At 63.7% G+C, this 15,701-nt stretch carries 15 protein-coding genes; 6 read left to right on the top strand and 9 right to left on the bottom strand.

What is annotated here, in order from left to right; all coding sequences use genetic code 11:
• The first annotated feature begins 13 nt into the window (after nucleotides 1–13).
• From AC2FMD_RS05350 to AC2FMD_RS05340, 3 genes are all read left to right on the top strand, one after another.
• Complete coding sequence (locus AC2FMD_RS05350) at nucleotides 14–658, top strand: pyrimidine 5'-nucleotidase (RefSeq protein ID WP_496682174.1); 645 nt, start codon at nucleotides 14–16, stop codon at nucleotides 656–658.
• A gap of 122 nt (nucleotides 659–780) precedes the next feature.
• Entirely contained in the window at nucleotides 781–1,029 is a 249-nt protein-coding gene (locus tag AC2FMD_RS05345) for a hypothetical protein (RefSeq protein WP_093962490.1), read from the top strand.
• Nucleotides 1,030–1,103: 74 nt separating this feature from the next.
• Complete coding sequence (locus tag AC2FMD_RS05340; protein ID WP_496794772.1) at nucleotides 1,104–2,300, top strand: UbiH/UbiF family hydroxylase; 1,197 nt, start codon at nucleotides 1,104–1,106, stop codon at nucleotides 2,298–2,300.
• Between the two features lie 13 nt (nucleotides 2,301–2,313).
• On the opposite strand, the gene AC2FMD_RS05335 is transcribed toward AC2FMD_RS05340, so the two are convergent.
• Complete coding sequence (locus AC2FMD_RS05335) at nucleotides 2,314–3,441, bottom strand: aminotransferase class V-fold PLP-dependent enzyme (protein ID WP_496742324.1); 1,128 nt, start codon at nucleotides 3,439–3,441, stop codon at nucleotides 2,314–2,316.
• Between the two features lie 316 nt (nucleotides 3,442–3,757).
• Here AC2FMD_RS05335 and hutC point away from each other — a divergent pair, with 316 nt between their 5' ends.
• Nucleotides 3,758–4,372: a histidine utilization transcriptional repressor HutC gene (gene hutC, locus AC2FMD_RS05330; RefSeq protein WP_496686636.1), complete on the top strand. Its 615-nt coding sequence runs from the start codon at nucleotides 3,758–3,760 to the stop codon at nucleotides 4,370–4,372.
• 3 nt (nucleotides 4,373–4,375) lie between these two features.
• Here the strand turns inward: hutC and AC2FMD_RS05325 are convergent, their stop codons facing one another.
• Nucleotides 4,376–4,834, bottom strand: coding sequence for an Lrp/AsnC family transcriptional regulator (locus AC2FMD_RS05325; protein WP_496686637.1), 459 nt, complete (start codon nucleotides 4,832–4,834; stop codon nucleotides 4,376–4,378).
• On the bottom strand, nucleotides 4,831–5,286 hold the full coding sequence (locus AC2FMD_RS05320; RefSeq protein WP_496682190.1) for an Lrp/AsnC family transcriptional regulator: 456 nt from the start codon (nucleotides 5,284–5,286) through the stop codon (nucleotides 4,831–4,833). Before AC2FMD_RS05320 ends, AC2FMD_RS05325 begins: the two co-directional genes overlap by 4 nt.
• 131 nt (nucleotides 5,287–5,417) lie before the next feature.
• On the opposite strand from AC2FMD_RS05320, the gene ilvC reads away from it, so the two are divergent.
• Both ilvC and AC2FMD_RS05310 read left to right on the top strand, forming a co-directional pair.
• Complete coding sequence (gene ilvC, locus AC2FMD_RS05315) at nucleotides 5,418–6,440, top strand: ketol-acid reductoisomerase (protein WP_496682193.1); 1,023 nt, start codon at nucleotides 5,418–5,420, stop codon at nucleotides 6,438–6,440.
• A 72-nt stretch (nucleotides 6,441–6,512) separates the two neighbouring features.
• Complete coding sequence (locus AC2FMD_RS05310) at nucleotides 6,513–7,415, top strand: DMT family transporter (RefSeq protein WP_496742325.1); 903 nt, start codon at nucleotides 6,513–6,515, stop codon at nucleotides 7,413–7,415.
• On the opposite strand, the gene glmM is transcribed toward AC2FMD_RS05310, so the two are convergent.
• The 6 genes from glmM to AC2FMD_RS05280 form a co-directional block, all read right to left on the bottom strand.
• Nucleotides 7,409–8,755: a phosphoglucosamine mutase gene (glmM, locus tag AC2FMD_RS05305; RefSeq protein WP_496712819.1), complete on the bottom strand. Its 1,347-nt coding sequence runs from the start codon at nucleotides 8,753–8,755 to the stop codon at nucleotides 7,409–7,411. The two genes, AC2FMD_RS05310 and glmM, sit on opposite strands and share 7 nt — an antisense overlap.
• Before the next feature lie 36 nt (nucleotides 8,756–8,791).
• On the bottom strand, nucleotides 8,792–9,790 hold the full coding sequence (gene folP, locus AC2FMD_RS05300; RefSeq protein ID WP_496794771.1) for a dihydropteroate synthase: 999 nt from the start codon (nucleotides 9,788–9,790) through the stop codon (nucleotides 8,792–8,794).
• Nucleotides 9,787–10,707 (bottom strand): dihydroneopterin aldolase, encoded by a 921-nt coding sequence (locus tag AC2FMD_RS05295; protein ID WP_496682204.1) that lies wholly within the window; start codon nucleotides 10,705–10,707, stop codon nucleotides 9,787–9,789. Before AC2FMD_RS05295 ends, folP begins: the two co-directional genes overlap by 4 nt.
• Before the next feature lie 102 nt (nucleotides 10,708–10,809).
• Nucleotides 10,810–12,186 carry a multicopper oxidase family protein gene (locus tag AC2FMD_RS05290; protein WP_496794770.1) on the bottom strand — a complete coding sequence of 459 codons (1,377 nt, stop codon included), beginning with the start codon at nucleotides 12,184–12,186 and terminating at the stop codon, nucleotides 10,810–10,812.
• A 79-nt stretch (nucleotides 12,187–12,265) separates the two neighbouring features.
• Nucleotides 12,266–12,940, bottom strand: coding sequence for a cell wall hydrolase (locus tag AC2FMD_RS05285; RefSeq protein ID WP_496682209.1), 675 nt, complete (start codon nucleotides 12,938–12,940; stop codon nucleotides 12,266–12,268).
• 152 nt (nucleotides 12,941–13,092) lie between these two features.
• On the bottom strand, nucleotides 13,093–15,633 hold the full coding sequence (locus AC2FMD_RS05280) for a putative PEP-binding protein (RefSeq protein WP_496742327.1): 2,541 nt from the start codon (nucleotides 15,631–15,633) through the stop codon (nucleotides 13,093–13,095).
• Between the last annotated feature and the right edge of the window lie 68 nt (nucleotides 15,634–15,701).

Here is a 15,701-nt window from a genome sequence, read left to right as displayed (position 1 = left end):
TAAACCCAACCCCATGGTCAAGCCTGCGTTTTCGCATGTCACTCAGTGGGTGTTCGATCTGGACAATACCCTGTATCCGCCGCACATGCGCCTGTTCGATCAGATCGAGGTGCTGATGACGGAATACGTGGTCGAAGCCCTGCGCGTCGACCGGGCCGAGGCCGACCGACTGCGTCAACATTATTGGCGTGAACACGGCACCACGCTGGCCGGGCTGATGGCCGAACATGATCTGGACCCCGAGCCCTATCTGCACGCGGTTCATCAGGTCGACCTGAGCCACATGGAGCCCGACCCTGCGCTGGCCGCGCATATCCGGGCCCTGCCCGGGCGGCGCATCGTCTACACCAACGGCAGCGCGCCCTACGCCGAGCGGGTTCTGGCCTCACGCGGGTTGAATGGGCTGTTCGACGCGATCTATGGGGTCGAACATGCGGGGTATCGCCCCAAACCCGACAAGGCCGCGTTTGAAACGGTCTTTGCCCGCGACGGCATCCACCCCGACCGCGCCGCCATGTTCGAGGACGAGCCGCGCAACCTGAAGGTCCCGCACGACATGGGCATGCGTACGGTGCATGTTGCGCCCGATCCTCATGACGCGGATCACATCCACCACCACACGGATGACCTGACCGCCTTTCTCGCGCGCCTGATCTGAACCACCCGAGACTGCGACGAAATACGCCCGCGCGCAGCCCGAAACTGCGACGATCCGCGCATTCTACAGGTGCAAAGTCGTTCCTACATCAGGCTCAGCGACGAACAGAACTGGAGACCCCGATGACCGCGATCGAGATGCCCGGCCGCCTGCCCTTTTGGCAGCGCCTGCTTTTTGCAATTCCCCTGTTTGGCTGGCTGGCCCGCGATGCGGCCAATGGAAAGCCCGAGGATCTGGGCTATACCGTTGCGGCGCTGGTCAGCATGTGGGGCTGTTCCGCCCTATTGTTCGGCCTGCCGGGCCTGTATCTGCCAGCCCTGGCGATGGTGCCGGTGATGTTCCTGATTCTGGTCCTGATTTCACGCGGCTAGACCACGGGACAGGATGTCACTTGGCGCAGGCCCCAGAACCGCACTAGGGTCCGCAGGCAACGGAGAGTGACGCGATGACCGACAGTTGTGACATCCTGATTTCCGGCGGCGGCATCGCCGGGCTGACCGCGGCGGCCGTATTCGGCGCCGCAGGGTTCGACGTGATCTGCGTGGACCCGACCCCACCCGTCACCGACCGAGACGCCGACGGGTCCGACCTACGCACCACCGCGTTTCTGCAGCCGGCGCTCGGCCTGCTGCAGCACTGCGGATTGTGGGACCGGCTGGAAGCCCACGCCGCGCCGTTGCAGATCATGCGCATCGTGGACGCGGGCGGCGACATCCCCGAGCCGCGCGTGGTGCGCGATTTCAACGCCGCCGATATCTCGGATCAACCCTTTGGCTGGAACCTGCCCAACTGGCTGCTACGGCGCGAGATGGTGGCCCGGCTGCACGAACTGCCGAATGTCGATTTCCGCCCCGGCACCGGCACCGTCAGCCTGTTCACCCGCACCGCCGAGGCGCGTGTGGGTCTGTCCGACGGCACGCGCATCCGCACCAAGCTGGTGATCGCCGCCGACGGCCGCAACTCGCCGATGCGAGAGGCTGCGGGGATCAAGGTCCACACCACGCGATACGGGCAAAAGGCATTGGCCTTTGCGGTGACCCATCCGATCGCCCATGAAAACGTCTCGACCGAGATCCACCGGTCCGGCGGGCCGTTCACTCTGGTCCCCCTGCCTGACTGGCAGGGCCAGCCCTCGTCGGCGATCGTGTGGATGGAGCGCGGCCCACGCGCGGTCGAACTGCTAAACCTGCCCGAGGCCGAGTTCGAAGCCGCGATGACCGAGCGGTCCTGCGGCCTGTTCGGACCGCTGAAACTGGCCTCACGCCGGACGATCTGGCCGATCATCAGCCAATCGGCCGAGCGCCTGTCGGCCCAGCGCGTGGCGCTGATGGCCGAGGCCGCCCATGTGGTGCCCCCGATCGGCGCGCAGGGGCTGAACATGTCACTGGGGGATCTGCGCAGCCTGCTGGACTTGGCCAAGGCCCGGCCCGAGGGTCTGGGAGATGCCCAAATGCTCGACGCCTATCACAAGGCCCGTCATTCCGAGATCGAGCTGCGCGTCAAGGGGATCGACCTGCTGAACCGCGCCTCGATGGTCGAGGCACGGCCGTTGCGCGATGCGCGCGCCGCAGGGCTCAACGCGCTTTATTCGATGCCGGTGGTGCGCAAGACGCTGATGCAGATGGGCCTCGGCGTGCGCTGAGGCCCGTTCGGGCCTAAAGCACCTGATCCAGCACCCGCTTCAGCCGGGCCACCGTGCCATCGACATCATAGAGCTTGTCCAGCCCGAACAGGCCTAGACGGAAGGTGCTGAACCCTTCGGGCTCGTCACATTGCAAAGGTACCCCGGCCGCGATCTGCATGCCCAGCGCGGCGAACTTCCTGCCGTTCTGCACCTCGGGGTCGTCGGTATAACTGACCACCACCCCCGGTGCCCCAAAGCCTTCGGCCGCGACCGAAACGACCCCCTTGTCGCGCAGCATCGCCCGCACCGCATTCCCCAGCAGCCATTGCGCGTCACGCAGCTTGTCGAACCCATAGTCACGGGTCTCCAGCATCGTGTCCCGGAACGCCCGCAGCGCATCGGTGGGCATGGTGGCGTGATAGGCATGGCCGCCGCCCTCATAGGCCTGCATGATCTGGCGCCATTTCTTCAGGTCCAGCGCGAAACTGTCCGAGGTGGTCTCGGCCAGCCGCGCCTCGGCGCGTTCAGACAGCATGACCAGACCAGCACAGGGCGAGGCGCTCCAACCCTTTTGCGGCGCCGAGATCAGAACGTCCACGCCGGTGGCCTTCATGTCGATCCAGGCACAGCCCGAGGCGATGCAGTCGAGCACCATCAGCGCACCGACCTCGTGCGCTGCGGCAGCCATCGCGTTGACATAGTCGTCCGGCAGAATGACCCCGGCCGAGGTTTCCACATGCGGCGCGAACACCACGCCGGGTCGCTGGCTGCGAATGGTTTCGACCACCTCGTCGATCGGCGCAGGCGCAAAGGGCGACGGGCTGGAATTCCCCGTTTGACGGGCCTTCAACACGGTGGCTGACGCCGTCAGCCCCCCGGTTTCGATAATCTGGCTCCAGCGATACGAGAACCAGCCGTTGCGTACCACCAGCACATTGGCGCCACGGGCGAATTGGCGGGCCACAGCCTCCATCGCGTAGGTTCCGCCACCCGGCACAATGGCCACGCCATCCGCGCCATAGACGCTCCGCAGCATCCCTGAGATGTCGCGCATCACCTGCTGAAAAGCCTGCGACATGTGATTGAGCGAGCGGTCGGTGAACACAACCGAAAACTCCTCAAGCCCCTGTGGATCGACGGTTTCCAACAATGCGGGCATGGAGGCTCCTTTCAAGTTTTGATTTTTTAGAAATAAGACACAAACTATGGGAATGGGCTGGCCATTATCAACAATTGACCCAAGGAAAATGTCATTTTGATATTCTCGAATGCAACAGTATCGGCCGGAACGGCAAAAATGACGCCAACCAGTATCAGGTGATCTTTACACTCTGGCGTGTTTCTGAACAGATACGCTCAGCCGGAACCTGAACAGGAATTTCCCGACAGTGAATGCTCACAAGCGTATCAGTTTTCAGTTTGTTCGTGACGAAGTCAAAAGGCGGATTGAAACCCGTGTCTGGCCACAAGGCGCATTGCTGCCGACCGAGACACAGCTGGCCGAGGAATTCAACTGCGCGCGGGCAACCGTGAACCGGGCGCTGCGCGAACTTGCCGAACAGGGCTTTGTCGAACGCAAACGCAAAAGTGGCACTCGGGTCAAGAAATTGCCCAGCAAGCAGGCCAAGCTCGAGCTGTCTGTGGTCAAGCAAGTCGTTGAAGACCAGAATGCCGCCTATCGCTATTCACTTGTGGAACGGAATGTGGTGCCCAGCCCCGGTTGGCTCAGCTCGCAACTCAGCCTGCAGGCAAATGCGCGGGTGCTGCACGTGGTCTGCATGCATTATGCAGACAACCGTCCTTTTCAGCACGAAGAACGGTGGGTCAACATCGCCGCCGTCCCCGAAATTGAAGCGGCTGACCTAGAGCGGACATCGCCGCATGAATGGTTGCTGGACGCCGCGCCGTTTTCGGTTGCCGAAATCGCCTTCAGGGCAATTTCCGCCGACAGCGGCCTTGCCGATTATATGGGTACAACGACCGCAGCGGCGATGATGCAACTGGAGCGAACCACCTGGAAGGACGGAGTGCCACTGTCCTTTGCGCGCATGACCTTCCACCCCGGATACTGCATCCGCACCCAGTACTGAAACCTAGCCGATGGGCCCCGGTCGGCGTTCTTCGCTCAGAAGCACGTTGGCTTCGACATCTCCGGCCCCGGGCAGTGTCATGATGCGGCGGCGCAGAACACGCTCGAAATCCGCCAGGTCACGCGCCACCACTCTCAGCCGATAATCATACAGGCCCAGAACGTGTTCCACAGTCTGCACCTCGGGGATGGCGCTGACGGCGCGTTCGAAATCCTCGAGGCTGACCTGCCCTTTGCGCGCCAGCTTGACGCCCAGAAATACGGTGACGCCGAACCCCAGCGCCTCGGCGTTCAGACGCAGCCTGCGCCCCTTGATAATGCCCGCCTGCTCCAGCCGCCGGATCCGGCGCCATGTCGCGGGCTGCGACAGCCCGAAACGCCGCCCCAGCGCACCCGCGCTCTGCGTGGCGTCCTGCGCCAAGGCGCGCAGCAGCTTGCGGTCAAGATCGTCTAGTTCGATCATACCGGCAGCACCTCGTCCCGTTTGACCCGCGCGATGTGCATCAGGGCCTCGATGTCGGCGATATGCGGCAAGGTCAGGATACGGTCGCGATAGACCTGCTGATAATGCGCCATGTCCCGCGCGATGATGGACAGGCGAACATCCACCCGCCCCAGAAAGGTCTGGATCTCGATCACCTCGGGTACCTTTCGGGCCGCCGCGGTGAACTCGTCGAAGGCGCGCGGCTGGGTCTTGTCCAGCGTCACCCGCAGCGACACCTCGACCGCATAGCCCATGGCGGACCAGTCAATCACGGCCTCCTGCCCCTGAATGATCCCGGCGGCCTGCATCTTCTCGATCCGGCGCCAACACACGCCATTGCTGATCCGGCACCGCTCGGCCAGTTCGGCGGTGCTCAGGCTTGGCTCGGCCTGAAAATGGCGCAGGATGCGGCGGTCGATATCGTCAAGCATGAATTTTTTGTTTTTTCTTATTTCCAAGAATTATTGTTTACATCTTTCGTCAATATCCAATCCCAACGCTCTCGCCAATAGCAATCGTCACAGATAGAACCGCATCAATCGAAACAGAAAGGACCGGCAAAATGCGCGTCTATTACGATCGCGATTGCGACATCAACCTGATCAAGGACAAGAAAGTGGCCATCCTGGGCTATGGCTCCCAAGGCCACGCCCACGCGCTGAACCTGCGCGACTCGGGTGCCAAGAACCTGGTCGTCGCCCTGCGCGAAGGCTCGCCCTCGGCCAAGAAAGCCGAAGCCGAAGGCCTGCAGGTGATGGGGATCGCCGAAGCCGCGGCCTGGTGCGACGTCATCATGTTCACCATGCCCGACGAGCTTCAGGCCGAGACCTACAAGAAATACGTGCATGACAACATCAAGCCCGGCGCGGCCATCGCCTTTGCTCACGGCCTGAACGTGCATTTCGGCCTGATCGAACCGAAAGAGGGCGTGGACGTCATCATGATGGCCCCCAAAGGCCCCGGCCACACGGTGCGCGGCGAATATGTCAAAGGCGGCGGCGTGCCCTGCCTGGTGGCCGTTCACACCGACGCGACCGGTAAGGCGCTGGAAATCGGCCTGTCCTACTGCTCGGCCATCGGCGGCGGCCGTTCGGGCATCATCGAGACCAACTTCCGCGAAGAGTGTGAGACCGACCTGTTCGGCGAGCAGGCTGTTCTGTGCGGCGGTCTAGTCGAGCTGATCCGCTGCGGTTTTGAAACTCTGGTCGAGGCCGGCTATGCGCCCGAGATGGCCTATTTCGAGTGTCTGCACGAGGTGAAGCTGATCGTGGACCTGATCTATGAAGGCGGTATCGCCAACATGGACTACTCGATCTCGAACACTGCGGAATACGGTCAATACGTCACCGGGCCGCGCATCCTGCCCTATGAGCAGACCAAGAAGGCGATGAAAGAGGTTCTGTCGGACATCCAGCAGGGCAAGTTCGTGCGTGACTTCATGCTGGAAAACCAGGTGGGCCAACCCTTCCTGAAGGCCTCGCGCCGGGCCAATGACGAACACCAGATCGAAGAAGTCGGCAAAAAGCTGCGGGGCATGATGCCCTGGATTTCGGCCGGCAAGCTGGTCGATCAGGAAAAGAACTGAGCCGGAACGGTTGAAACCAAAGGGCGGCCACAGTGGCCGCCCTTTTCATGCACAACGGATGAACGGCCAGCGATGGTGCATCAACCCGACATACGCGACTGGAGCGGCGTCATTGCCCTGGGCCTGATCTGGGGCGGCACCTTCATGGTTGTCGCGATGGCGTTGGAAGGCTATGGCCCGATCACGGTGGCCACGGCGCGGACGACTCTGGGGGCGGTGATGCTTCTGGCTTTGATGGGGCTGGCCGGGCGGCGCATCCCCAGCCTGACACCAAGTCTGGCGTGGTCGGTAATCCTGATCGGCATCCTGTCCACCGCGCTGCCTTTCGTGCTGCTCAGCTGGGGGCAGCAATATGTGCCTTCGGCTTTTGCCGGGCTGTCCATGGCGGCAATTCCGCTGATGGTGCTGCCGCTAGCGCATTTCTTTTCGGATGAACCCCTGAACGCACGCCGGTTCGTGGGGGTATCGCTGGGATTCACCGGAGCGCTGACGCTCATCGGCCCAGGGCTGGCGCAACTAGGCAGCGGGGCCGAACCGCTGGCACAGCTGGCCTGCATCGGGGCGGCATTCTGCTATTCCGTGGCGTCGATCCTGACCCGGCGCTGCCCGCCGATTGACCCGGTGGTTCTGGCCGCGCTGACATTGGCGGTGGGCGCAGTGATCCTGCTGCCGATCATGATGGCGACCGAGGGCGTGCCCGCCCCGCAGGGCTTGCGCCCAACTCTTGCGCTGATCGTACTGGGGCTTGTGCCCACGGCCTTTGCCACCCTGATGCGGGTGTCGATCATTCGCAGCGCCGGGTCGGTCTTCATGACGCTGGTGAACTATCAGGTGCCGGTCTGGTCCATGATCTTCGGCGCGTGGATCCTGTCCGAGGCGCTGCCGTTGCGGTTCTACATCGCGTTGGCGCTGATCCTGACCGGAATGGCGATCAGCCAATGGTTCAGCCTGCGCAAATTGCTCTTTGGCTACTGACGCGCTGCAGCTTCGACCTCGGCCACGATCCCATCGACCACCTGCGCCAAAAGGGCGTCATCCTCGCATTCCGCCATCACACGGATCAACGGCTCGGTACCCGACTTGCGGATCAGCAGCCGCCCTTGCCCGTTCAGCCGCGCCTCGGCTTCGGCGATCGCGGCCTTGACCGTGTCCGTTTCCAGCGGGGCCTGCCCCTCGCCATAGCGCACGTTCTTCAACAGTTGCGGCACGGTCTCGAACTGCTGCGCCAGATCCGAGGCTTTGCGTCCGGAAATGACCATCTCGGCCAGGAAATGCAGCCCCGCCATCAGGCCATCACCGGTGGTGGCATAGTCGCTCATGACGATGTGGCCGGATTGCTCGCCGCCAAGGTTGAACCCGCCTTCCCGCATACGCTCGACCACATAGCGGTCACCGACCGCCGTCCGTTCCAGCCGCAGCCCGCGCGCGCCCAGGAACCGCTCCAGACCCAGGTTCGACATGACGGTCGCAACAAGAGCGCCGCCTTTCAACCGTTCGGAAGTGGCCCAGGCGGTGGCCAGAAGGGCCATGAGCTGATCACCATCGGCGACCTGTCCGGTCTCATCCACGATCACCACCCGGTCGGCATCACCGTCGAGGCAGATGCCCACATCCGCCCCATGCGCCACAACGGCCTCGGCCGCCACGCGCGGCTGGGTCGAGCCGCAGCCCAGATTGATGTTCGTGCCGTTGGGCGCCGTTCCCACCGGGATCACCTCGGCCCCCAATTCCCACAGCACCTCGGGCGCGGTGCGGTGTGCGGCCCCGTTGGCACAGTCAATCACCACCTTCAGACCGTCCAGCCGCAGATCGCGCGGCAGAGATGACTTGACCCGCTCGCCATAGCGGAAGCGCGCGTCATCGACACGCCGGGCGCGCCCGATATTCTGCGCCCGCGCGGGTTTGACACCGGCTTCGATAAGCTGTTCGATCTCCAGCTCGGCCTGGTCGGACAGTTTGAACCCATCTGGGCCGAAGAACTTGATCCCGTTGTCCTCGGCCGGGTTGTGGCTGGCCGAGATCATCACACCCAGATCGGCCCGCATCGACCGGGTCATCAGCCCGACCGCCGGTGTCGGCACCGGCCCCAATAGCAGCACGTTCATGCCGGTCGATGTCAGACCCGCCGTCAGCGCACTTTCCAGCATATAGCCCGACAGGCGCGTGTCCTTGCCGATCACCACCCGGTGAACGCCCGAGCCATCCCGGCGGAAGTAGCGCCCCGCGGCCGCGCCGATCCGCAACGCCATCTCGGCCGTCATCGGATAGGTGTTGGCGGTGCCCCGCACCCCGTCGGTTCCGAACAGCTTGCGCATTCCTGCTTTCTCCGGTTGGTCCTGACTGCGACCCGATTACCGGACAGCGGCCCACAGGCGCAAGGCCTGAGCGGTCTCGGCCACGTCATGTACCCTGATGATCTGTACACCTTGCGACAATCCAGCCAACGCCACGGCGATTGATCCCGGTGCGCGGGCATCCTTGCGCGGTTCCTTGCCGATCCGGCCGATGAAGCCTTTGCGTGACACGCCCAGCAGGATCGGGCAGCCCAACCCGTGAAACAGGCTGAGATTGCGCAGCAAGGTCAGGTTGTGTTCCTCGGTCTTTCCGAACCCGATACCCGGATCAACGATGATCCGGCCCCGATCCAGCCCGAGGCCTTCCAGCCAGGCCACCTGCCCGGACAGGAAATCGTATACGTCCAGCAGAACGTCGTCATAGGTCGGGTTGTCCTGCATCGTGGCCGGGTCGCCCTGCATGTGCATTACGCAGACCGACGCATCGATCTCGGCGCAGAAAGCGCCAAGTGCAGGATCGAAGGTAAAGCCCGAAACGTCGTTGATCAGCCCCGCACCGGCCTTGACCGCAGCCCTGGCCACGGCGGATTTGCGCGTGTCGATCGAAATCAGCGCCGGTGTCTCAGCCCGGATCGCGCGGATCAAGGGCTGGGTACGGGCGATCTCTTCGTCCTCGGGCACGAAATCCGCACCGGGGCGGGTGGATTCACCGCCGATGTCCAGAATGGTTGCTCCGTGCGCGACCATATCCCGGGCCGCCGCCCGCGCGGCATCAGGCGTGTTGTGCTTGCCACCGTCGGAAAAGCTGTCGGGCGTGGCGTTCAGGATGCCCATGATCTGCGGCTGCGTCATATCCAGCCCGGCAATCGCGGCGCGCGGTTGCGTCAGTCGGTCGAGCCACGTTTTAGGGATGTCGGCGGCTGCAACGATCCGGGGTGCCGCGTCACGCCGCAGGCATTCGGCATGGGTGAACCACAAGCCCTGCCCCGCCAGCGGCGAGGCCCCGTCCGGGCGCACAGGCCCGTGTTGCACCAGTGGGCGATAGTAACTGGTCACAGTTGCGCCTGCTCCACCGGGACCGCCCGCAGCGGTGTCTTGGGCGCCTCGGGCAGTTGCCCACCGATGACCAGCATTTCGCTGGCTTCGAAAGTGGCGGCGAACCAGGCCGCCAAGGCCACCGCATCGGACGGTGCCGCCGAAGGCCCATCGACCGCATCCAGCACGATCTTGGACGGTGCCCAGACACAGATCTGGCCGTTCTTCATGGCCCAGTTCAGCTCGGTCCGGGTCGACACGACGACACAGCGCGGGTCGCGCGCTGCCAGCACCCAGGCGTTCTGCTCGATCGCCAGCAGGTCGATCCGGCGCTGGGTCATGGCGTGGCCGGTCTGCGGCACTGGCAGATCGGACGCGCCGACGCACAGGATCAGCGGCCGCTGCCGGCTCTCCAACTGGTCGATCCAGCCCGACAAATTGTCGGACTCAATCGCTGCGTTCGACAGAAAGACCAGCCTGGGATGGGGACGCTCTTCCTCGATGACATCGTGGTGGACGGCATCCTTGCCACGCACGATCTCGACCCCCAAAGCGCCGGGGCCCCGATCCAATTTTTCGATTCGAACAAAAGCTCTTACCGCCTGAGGTTCAAGCAGAATCCGCTCGGCGATCCGTTCGGCCAGCGTTTCCAGAAGGTTCAGACGCTCAGCCGCCAATTCGTAGGCGATGGCCTCGGTCACCCGGTCGTAGGACAGGATGCGGTCGACGTCATCGTCGATCTGCTCGGTCAGCGGGCGCACCTCGACCACGATGTTGAAGCAGATACGCTGGGTGGTGCCCCGCTCGGCCTGAAAGGCGCCGATCTCAACCTCGACGATGTGATCGCGCAGGGAAATGCGATCCAGCGGTCCGCGTGGCGCGGTCGCCTCGGACCGTTCGGACGGATGCGCAAAGGCAAGGCGGATTTCAGAGCTCATGGCACAGGCCTTTTCGGGCAGCTTGGACAGGTTTGCCCAAATTATTCGTTGGGTGCGGCTATAGCACTCAAACAAACGCCATTCCAGCCGCCGAAAGCGGCGTCAGGTGACGCGGTACCAGCTCATCATACCAGACGCGGCATGGCCCAGCATGTGACAATGCAGCAACCAGTTGCCCGGGTTGTCGGTGACCAGCGCGATCTCGCGAGTCTCGCCGCGTTCGACCAGAACCGTGTCACGCCACGGGCCAAGACTTCCGTCCGGCAAGACCAGACGAAAATGGTGGCCGTGCAAGTGCATGGCGTGCGGAAAGGCGGTTTCGTTGACAAAGGCGATCCGGTGAAGGCTGCCAAGGGACGCATCCAGAAACGGGTCGTCGGAGCGTTCGGCATAACCGTTCAACGCCCAGAACCGGCCCAACTGCGCCAGTTCGCGGCCAGACAATTCCGTATCGCCCAGCCGGGCACTATCCAACCAGCGCATGGCCCCGCCCTGCAGTGTCATGCGGTGACGCGGAACGCCATCCAGCCCCCTGATCTCGGGCAAAGGATTTGGCGGCAGCGGCTGAACACTTTTGCGGGGCACCGACGCGGCCTGCCCCGAAACGTCCAGGCGCACGACGCCAAAGGCGCCGTCGCGTTCCCGGCTGAACAGGCCGGCCGCGCTGCCATCTTCGGCCACGACGTCGACGATCAGGTCCGCCCTCTGCGCGGGCGCCAGCGGGAATGTGTCTTCGATCGCGATCGGATCCGACACCGGCATGCCGTCCAGCGCGACGATCCACCCCGCCAAACCATCAAGGCCCAGATCGAAAATGCGGGCGTTCGCGGCGTTGATCAGGCGCAACCGTAGGCGTTCGTGGCGCTTGACGGTATAGGAGGGGTCGAAACGTCCATTGACCGTCACAAGGTTGCCAAGGCGTCCGGCATGGCTGAGGTCGTGCCCATTTTCGAAATCACCGGTGATCTGCGCGGTTTCGGGGTCGAGCCGCCAGTCGTCCAGCATCAGGGTCAGATCCTGATCGACATCCGGCGCCTGGGGCTCTTCGACGATCAAGGGGCCATAGAGCCCGCGCGCCACCTGCTCGACCGATTTATTGTGGGCGTGGTACCAAAAGGTGCCCGCGTCCGGCGCGACGAATTCATAGTCGAAAACGCCGCCCGCCGGCACCGCATCCTGCGTCAGCCCGGGCACACCGTCCATGTCGTTGGCAATGCGGATACCGTGCCAATGCACCGAGGTGGCCTGCGGCAGATCATTCACCAGACGGCGCTGGACCCGCGCACCCTGTTTCACCTGTATCGGCAGGCCTGGTACCCGACCGCCATAGCCCCAAACACCAGTCTGTGGGTAACCCTCGGGCGCGATCAACTGCGTTCCCTCGCGCGCTTGCAGGGTCGGCGGAGCAGCTTGGGCAAACGTCGGATAAGCCGCGAAGGCTGCAGCAGATTTCAATAGGTCTCGGCGGCTTGGTTTCATCACGGGTCTCCTTTCCCGCAACATAGCCTGCCTTCACCCCCGCGCCATCAAGCGTACAGCGCGGGTGCGTCAATTCGCGCTAGTTGCTCGCTGTCCGGTAGTTGTGGCGATAAAAGATGTGCACACCGATCCTCGCGGTCTCTTTGTAGACCCGCGCCCATGACGGGCGAACAGCCTTGGTGTGATAGTGCGTTGCGCCCGAAGTGAGCGGTTTACCAACCCCATCCATGGCCAGACGCGCCACCTTGGCAACACGCTCATAGGCCTTCTTTTCACGGATCACCTCTTTGCGGCCGTCGCAGGTATAGGTAAATTGGCACTGATACTTCTTGCCGGTACCCTGACGGATCACTCCGCAAACCGAATTGGGGAAGCGGCTGCTTTCAACCCGGTTCAGAATCACCTCGGCAACCGCGAACTGGCCGCGGACGCTTTCACCGCGCGCTTCGAAATACAGAGCTTCGGCCAAGCATTTCCAGTCCTCTCCGCCGGCCGCCTTGGGCAATTGATCGAGCCATCCTTTCGAGTAGGTAACCTCAACCGGCTTGACCTCTTTGCGTGGTTGGAAAAGCTTCAGGTAATCACGGAAGCCTTGCCCCGGCAGCTCGTTGCGGGACACCAGTTCACGCTTGGCGGAATCGGTGGTCTCTCTCTCGGCGACGGACGCACTCGGCAGCACGGTTGCCGCCGCAATGGCAACAGCCAGTATGTAACGTATCATCAGATAACCTCGCACAGGCACTTCGCGCGCCATACCCTCCCCCGGCGGGCGCGAGGGGGGTTTACCCCAGACGGGGCGAAACGTCCAGTTTTGAGGATTCGGCAAGAGAAATCTTGCCCGTCGGGCCAAAAAAATTGGCCACAGGTCCACCCCAAGCCCACTATTCTTAGGGCTCGGAGGGCAGGTCAACCCCCAAGTTTTGACGCAATCGCCAATTGAGCGGAAGCCAGCCGAGCGACCGGAACCCGGAACGGAGAACAGGACACATAGTCGAACCCAAGGTCCCGGCACAGGGCGATTGATTCGGGGTTACCGCCATGTTCACCGCAAACCGAAAGCGTAACATCCGGCCGGGCCGCACGCCCGCGTTCCGAGCCCAGCTTCAGCAGCTCCCCCACCCCGTCGGCATCCAGAACATGAAACGGATCCTCTGAAAATACGCCCTGCCGGACATAGGCCGACATGAACCGTCCGGCATCGTCCCGCGACAAACCATAGGTCATTTGTGTCAGGTCGTTGGTGCCAAAGCTCAGGAACGACACATGCGGCGCGATCTCTTCCGCGCGCAGGCAGGCGCGCGGCGTTTCGACCATCACGCCCAGGCGGTACTCAAAATCCTGCCCCCGCTCGGCCGCGACGGCTGCGGCCACCGAGTCGATGCGGGCCTTGACCAGCTCGACCTCGCGCTTGGCCGACACCAGCGGGATCATCACCTCGGGAACCACCGGGGCGCCGTTCTTGCTGGCCTCGAGCGTCGCCTCGAAAATCGCGCGGGCCTGCATGTCATAGATTTCGGGCACCGTCACGCCAAGGCGGACGCCGCGCAGGCCCAGCATGGGGTTGTATTCGCTCATCGCCTCGACCCGGCGCTCAACATCCGAAACCGGCAGGTCCAGCGCCTCGGCCAGTTCACGCTGGCCGCTGCGGGTCGTGGGCAGGAATTCGTGCAGCGGTGGGTCGAACAGGCGGATGCAGACGGGCTGCCCTTCCATGATTTCGAAAAGCTGTACGAAATCCGCGCGTTGCATAGGCAACAGCCGCGCAAGCACCGCCGCGCGACCGGCAGGGGTCTCGGCGAAAATCATCTCGCGCATCACGATCAGGCGACCGGGGTCGAAGAACATGTGCTCGGTCCGGCACAGGCCGATCCCCTCGGCCTGGAACCGGCGCGCGACCTGCGCATCGGCGGGCGTGTCGGCATTGGCGCGAATGGCGATGTCGCGTTCAGCATCGGCCCAGCCCATCAGGGTCTGGAAACAGTCGTCCAGCGCCGCCTCGAGCATTGCCGGCTCACCCGCCAGTACCTGCCCGGACGTGCCGTCGATAGTCAGAGTGTCGCCGGTCTTGAACACGCGACCGTCCGGTGCCACCAGATGTTTCTTCTTGGTCTGGAACCGCATCTCGGACGCCCCGACAATACAGGGCAGCCCCAGACCGCGGCCAATCACGGCGGCGTGGCTGGTCATCCCGCCCTTTTCGGTCAAAACGGCCACGGCCGCATGCATGCCCCGCACATCCTCGGGCGAGGTTTCGCGGCGCACAAGGATGCAGGGCTCGCCACGCGCGGCGCTGGCCTGCGCTTCGGCCGAGGTGAACACGATCCGCCCACTGGCCGCCCCCGGGCTGGCCCCGATGCCGGTAGTGAGCACGTCACGCTTGGCCTCGGGATGGACCTGCCGGTGCAGCAACTCGTTAAGAGAATGCGGATCGATCCGCATCACCGCCTCTTGCGGCGGGATGATTCCGTCTTCAGCCAACCGAACGGCGATGCGCATCGCGGCGCGGGCGCTGCGCGGTACGCGCACGCCGTCCAGAATATGCACCTTGCCGTTCTCGATCACGAATTCAACCTGCATTTCCTCGCGCAGCTTTTTGCGCATCAACGCGGCATGTGCCTTGAGGTCGGCAAAGGCTTGCGGCGCCACATCCTCGAGCGACGGTCCGCGGGGGTCTTTTTCAAGATAAAGTGCGGAAACGCCTTCGCCCAGCGCGTCGCGGCCCTGGCTCTGGCTCAGATAGCGGCCCGTGATCTGCGGCAGACCCGTCGTGGGGTCGACCAGTTGCAGAACACCCGAGCCGCACTCGCCCTGCCCGACGCCCGGAATCATCTCCTGGATCACCAGACCCAGCCCGGCATCGGCCGGCGCCCCCTTGGCCTGACGCAGCAATCGTGCCGACGTTCCGTCCCACGCCCGCGCCATCGAGCGCAGCACCCCGATCAGCTGCTCGCCACGGTCCTGTGGGAACTCCTCGTCGGTCTCGTCCTCGTAGGCGCGCAGGGTCTGGCGCAGCCCGCTGCGGCCGTCGCCCTCGATATCGTCGAACACATCCGGATCCAGCCGAGCGACGTGGATCGCATAGCTTTGCACGAACCGCAGATACAGGGCGGCGGCGGCCTCGGCCCCCATCTTGTCGGACAGCTCGACATAGCGCGCGTCGTTCATGCCGATGTTCAACACCGCGCCCGGCCCACCCCAATCGGGGTCCTCAGAACTGGGCCGGACGCACAGCAGCGCCGAAGCATCGAATTGTTCCAGCACCGCCTCGATGTCGGGCACCTCGCCATCGGCGATCCGCTGGACGGCGTCGAAAGACAGCGCCACGGTGCGCGGCACTGGCAGGTTCAACCGCACCAAGCGTTGCAGGCATTTCGCCCGCCCGCCATGCGTATTCGCGGCGATGGGCGCATCGGGTGTGACAAGCGTTGTATGTGGATTATTCTGCACTGCGGCACCTTTTGGTTTCTCCGCAGCATAAGCGCCTGCGCCGGTCGCGCAAGGGCCGAGTGGGCGCG

Source organism: Ruegeria sp. BHSC276 (assembly GCF_059612945.1).
This window is presented reverse-complemented; position numbering and strand designations above follow the sequence as displayed.

What these genes read in the sequence shown, in the direction of transcription:
- AC2FMD_RS05350 (WP_496682174.1), top strand. Translation starts at nt 14, where the DNA reads ATGGTCAAGCCTGCGTTTTCGCATGTCACTCAGTGGGTGTTCGATCTG.
- AC2FMD_RS05345 (WP_093962490.1), top strand. Translation starts at nt 781, where the DNA reads ATGACCGCGATCGAGATGCCCGGCCGCCTGCCCTTTTGGCAGCGCCTG.
- AC2FMD_RS05340 (WP_496794772.1), top strand. Translation starts at nt 1,104, where the DNA reads ATGACCGACAGTTGTGACATCCTGATTTCCGGCGGCGGCATCGCCGGG.
- AC2FMD_RS05335 (WP_496742324.1), bottom strand. Translation starts at nt 3,441, where the DNA reads ATGCCCGCATTGTTGGAAACCGTCGATCCACAGGGGCTTGAGGAGTTT.
- AC2FMD_RS05325 (WP_496686637.1), bottom strand. Translation starts at nt 4,834, where the DNA reads ATGATCGAACTAGACGATCTTGACCGCAAGCTGCTGCGCGCCTTGGCG.
- AC2FMD_RS05320 (WP_496682190.1), bottom strand. Translation starts at nt 5,286, where the DNA reads ATGCTTGACGATATCGACCGCCGCATCCTGCGCCATTTTCAGGCCGAG.
- ilvC (WP_496682193.1), top strand. Translation starts at nt 5,418, where the DNA reads ATGCGCGTCTATTACGATCGCGATTGCGACATCAACCTGATCAAGGAC.
- AC2FMD_RS05310 (WP_496742325.1), top strand. Translation starts at nt 6,513, where the DNA reads ATGGTGCATCAACCCGACATACGCGACTGGAGCGGCGTCATTGCCCTG.
- glmM (WP_496712819.1), bottom strand. Translation starts at nt 8,755, where the DNA reads ATGCGCAAGCTGTTCGGAACCGACGGGGTGCGGGGCACCGCCAACACC.
- AC2FMD_RS05295 (WP_496682204.1), bottom strand. Translation starts at nt 10,707, where the DNA reads ATGAGCTCTGAAATCCGCCTTGCCTTTGCGCATCCGTCCGAACGGTCC.
- AC2FMD_RS05290 (WP_496794770.1), bottom strand. Translation starts at nt 12,186, where the DNA reads ATGAAACCAAGCCGCCGAGACCTATTGAAATCTGCTGCAGCCTTCGCG.
- AC2FMD_RS05285 (WP_496682209.1), bottom strand. Translation starts at nt 12,940, where the DNA reads ATGGCGCGCGAAGTGCCTGTGCGAGGTTATCTGATGATACGTTACATA.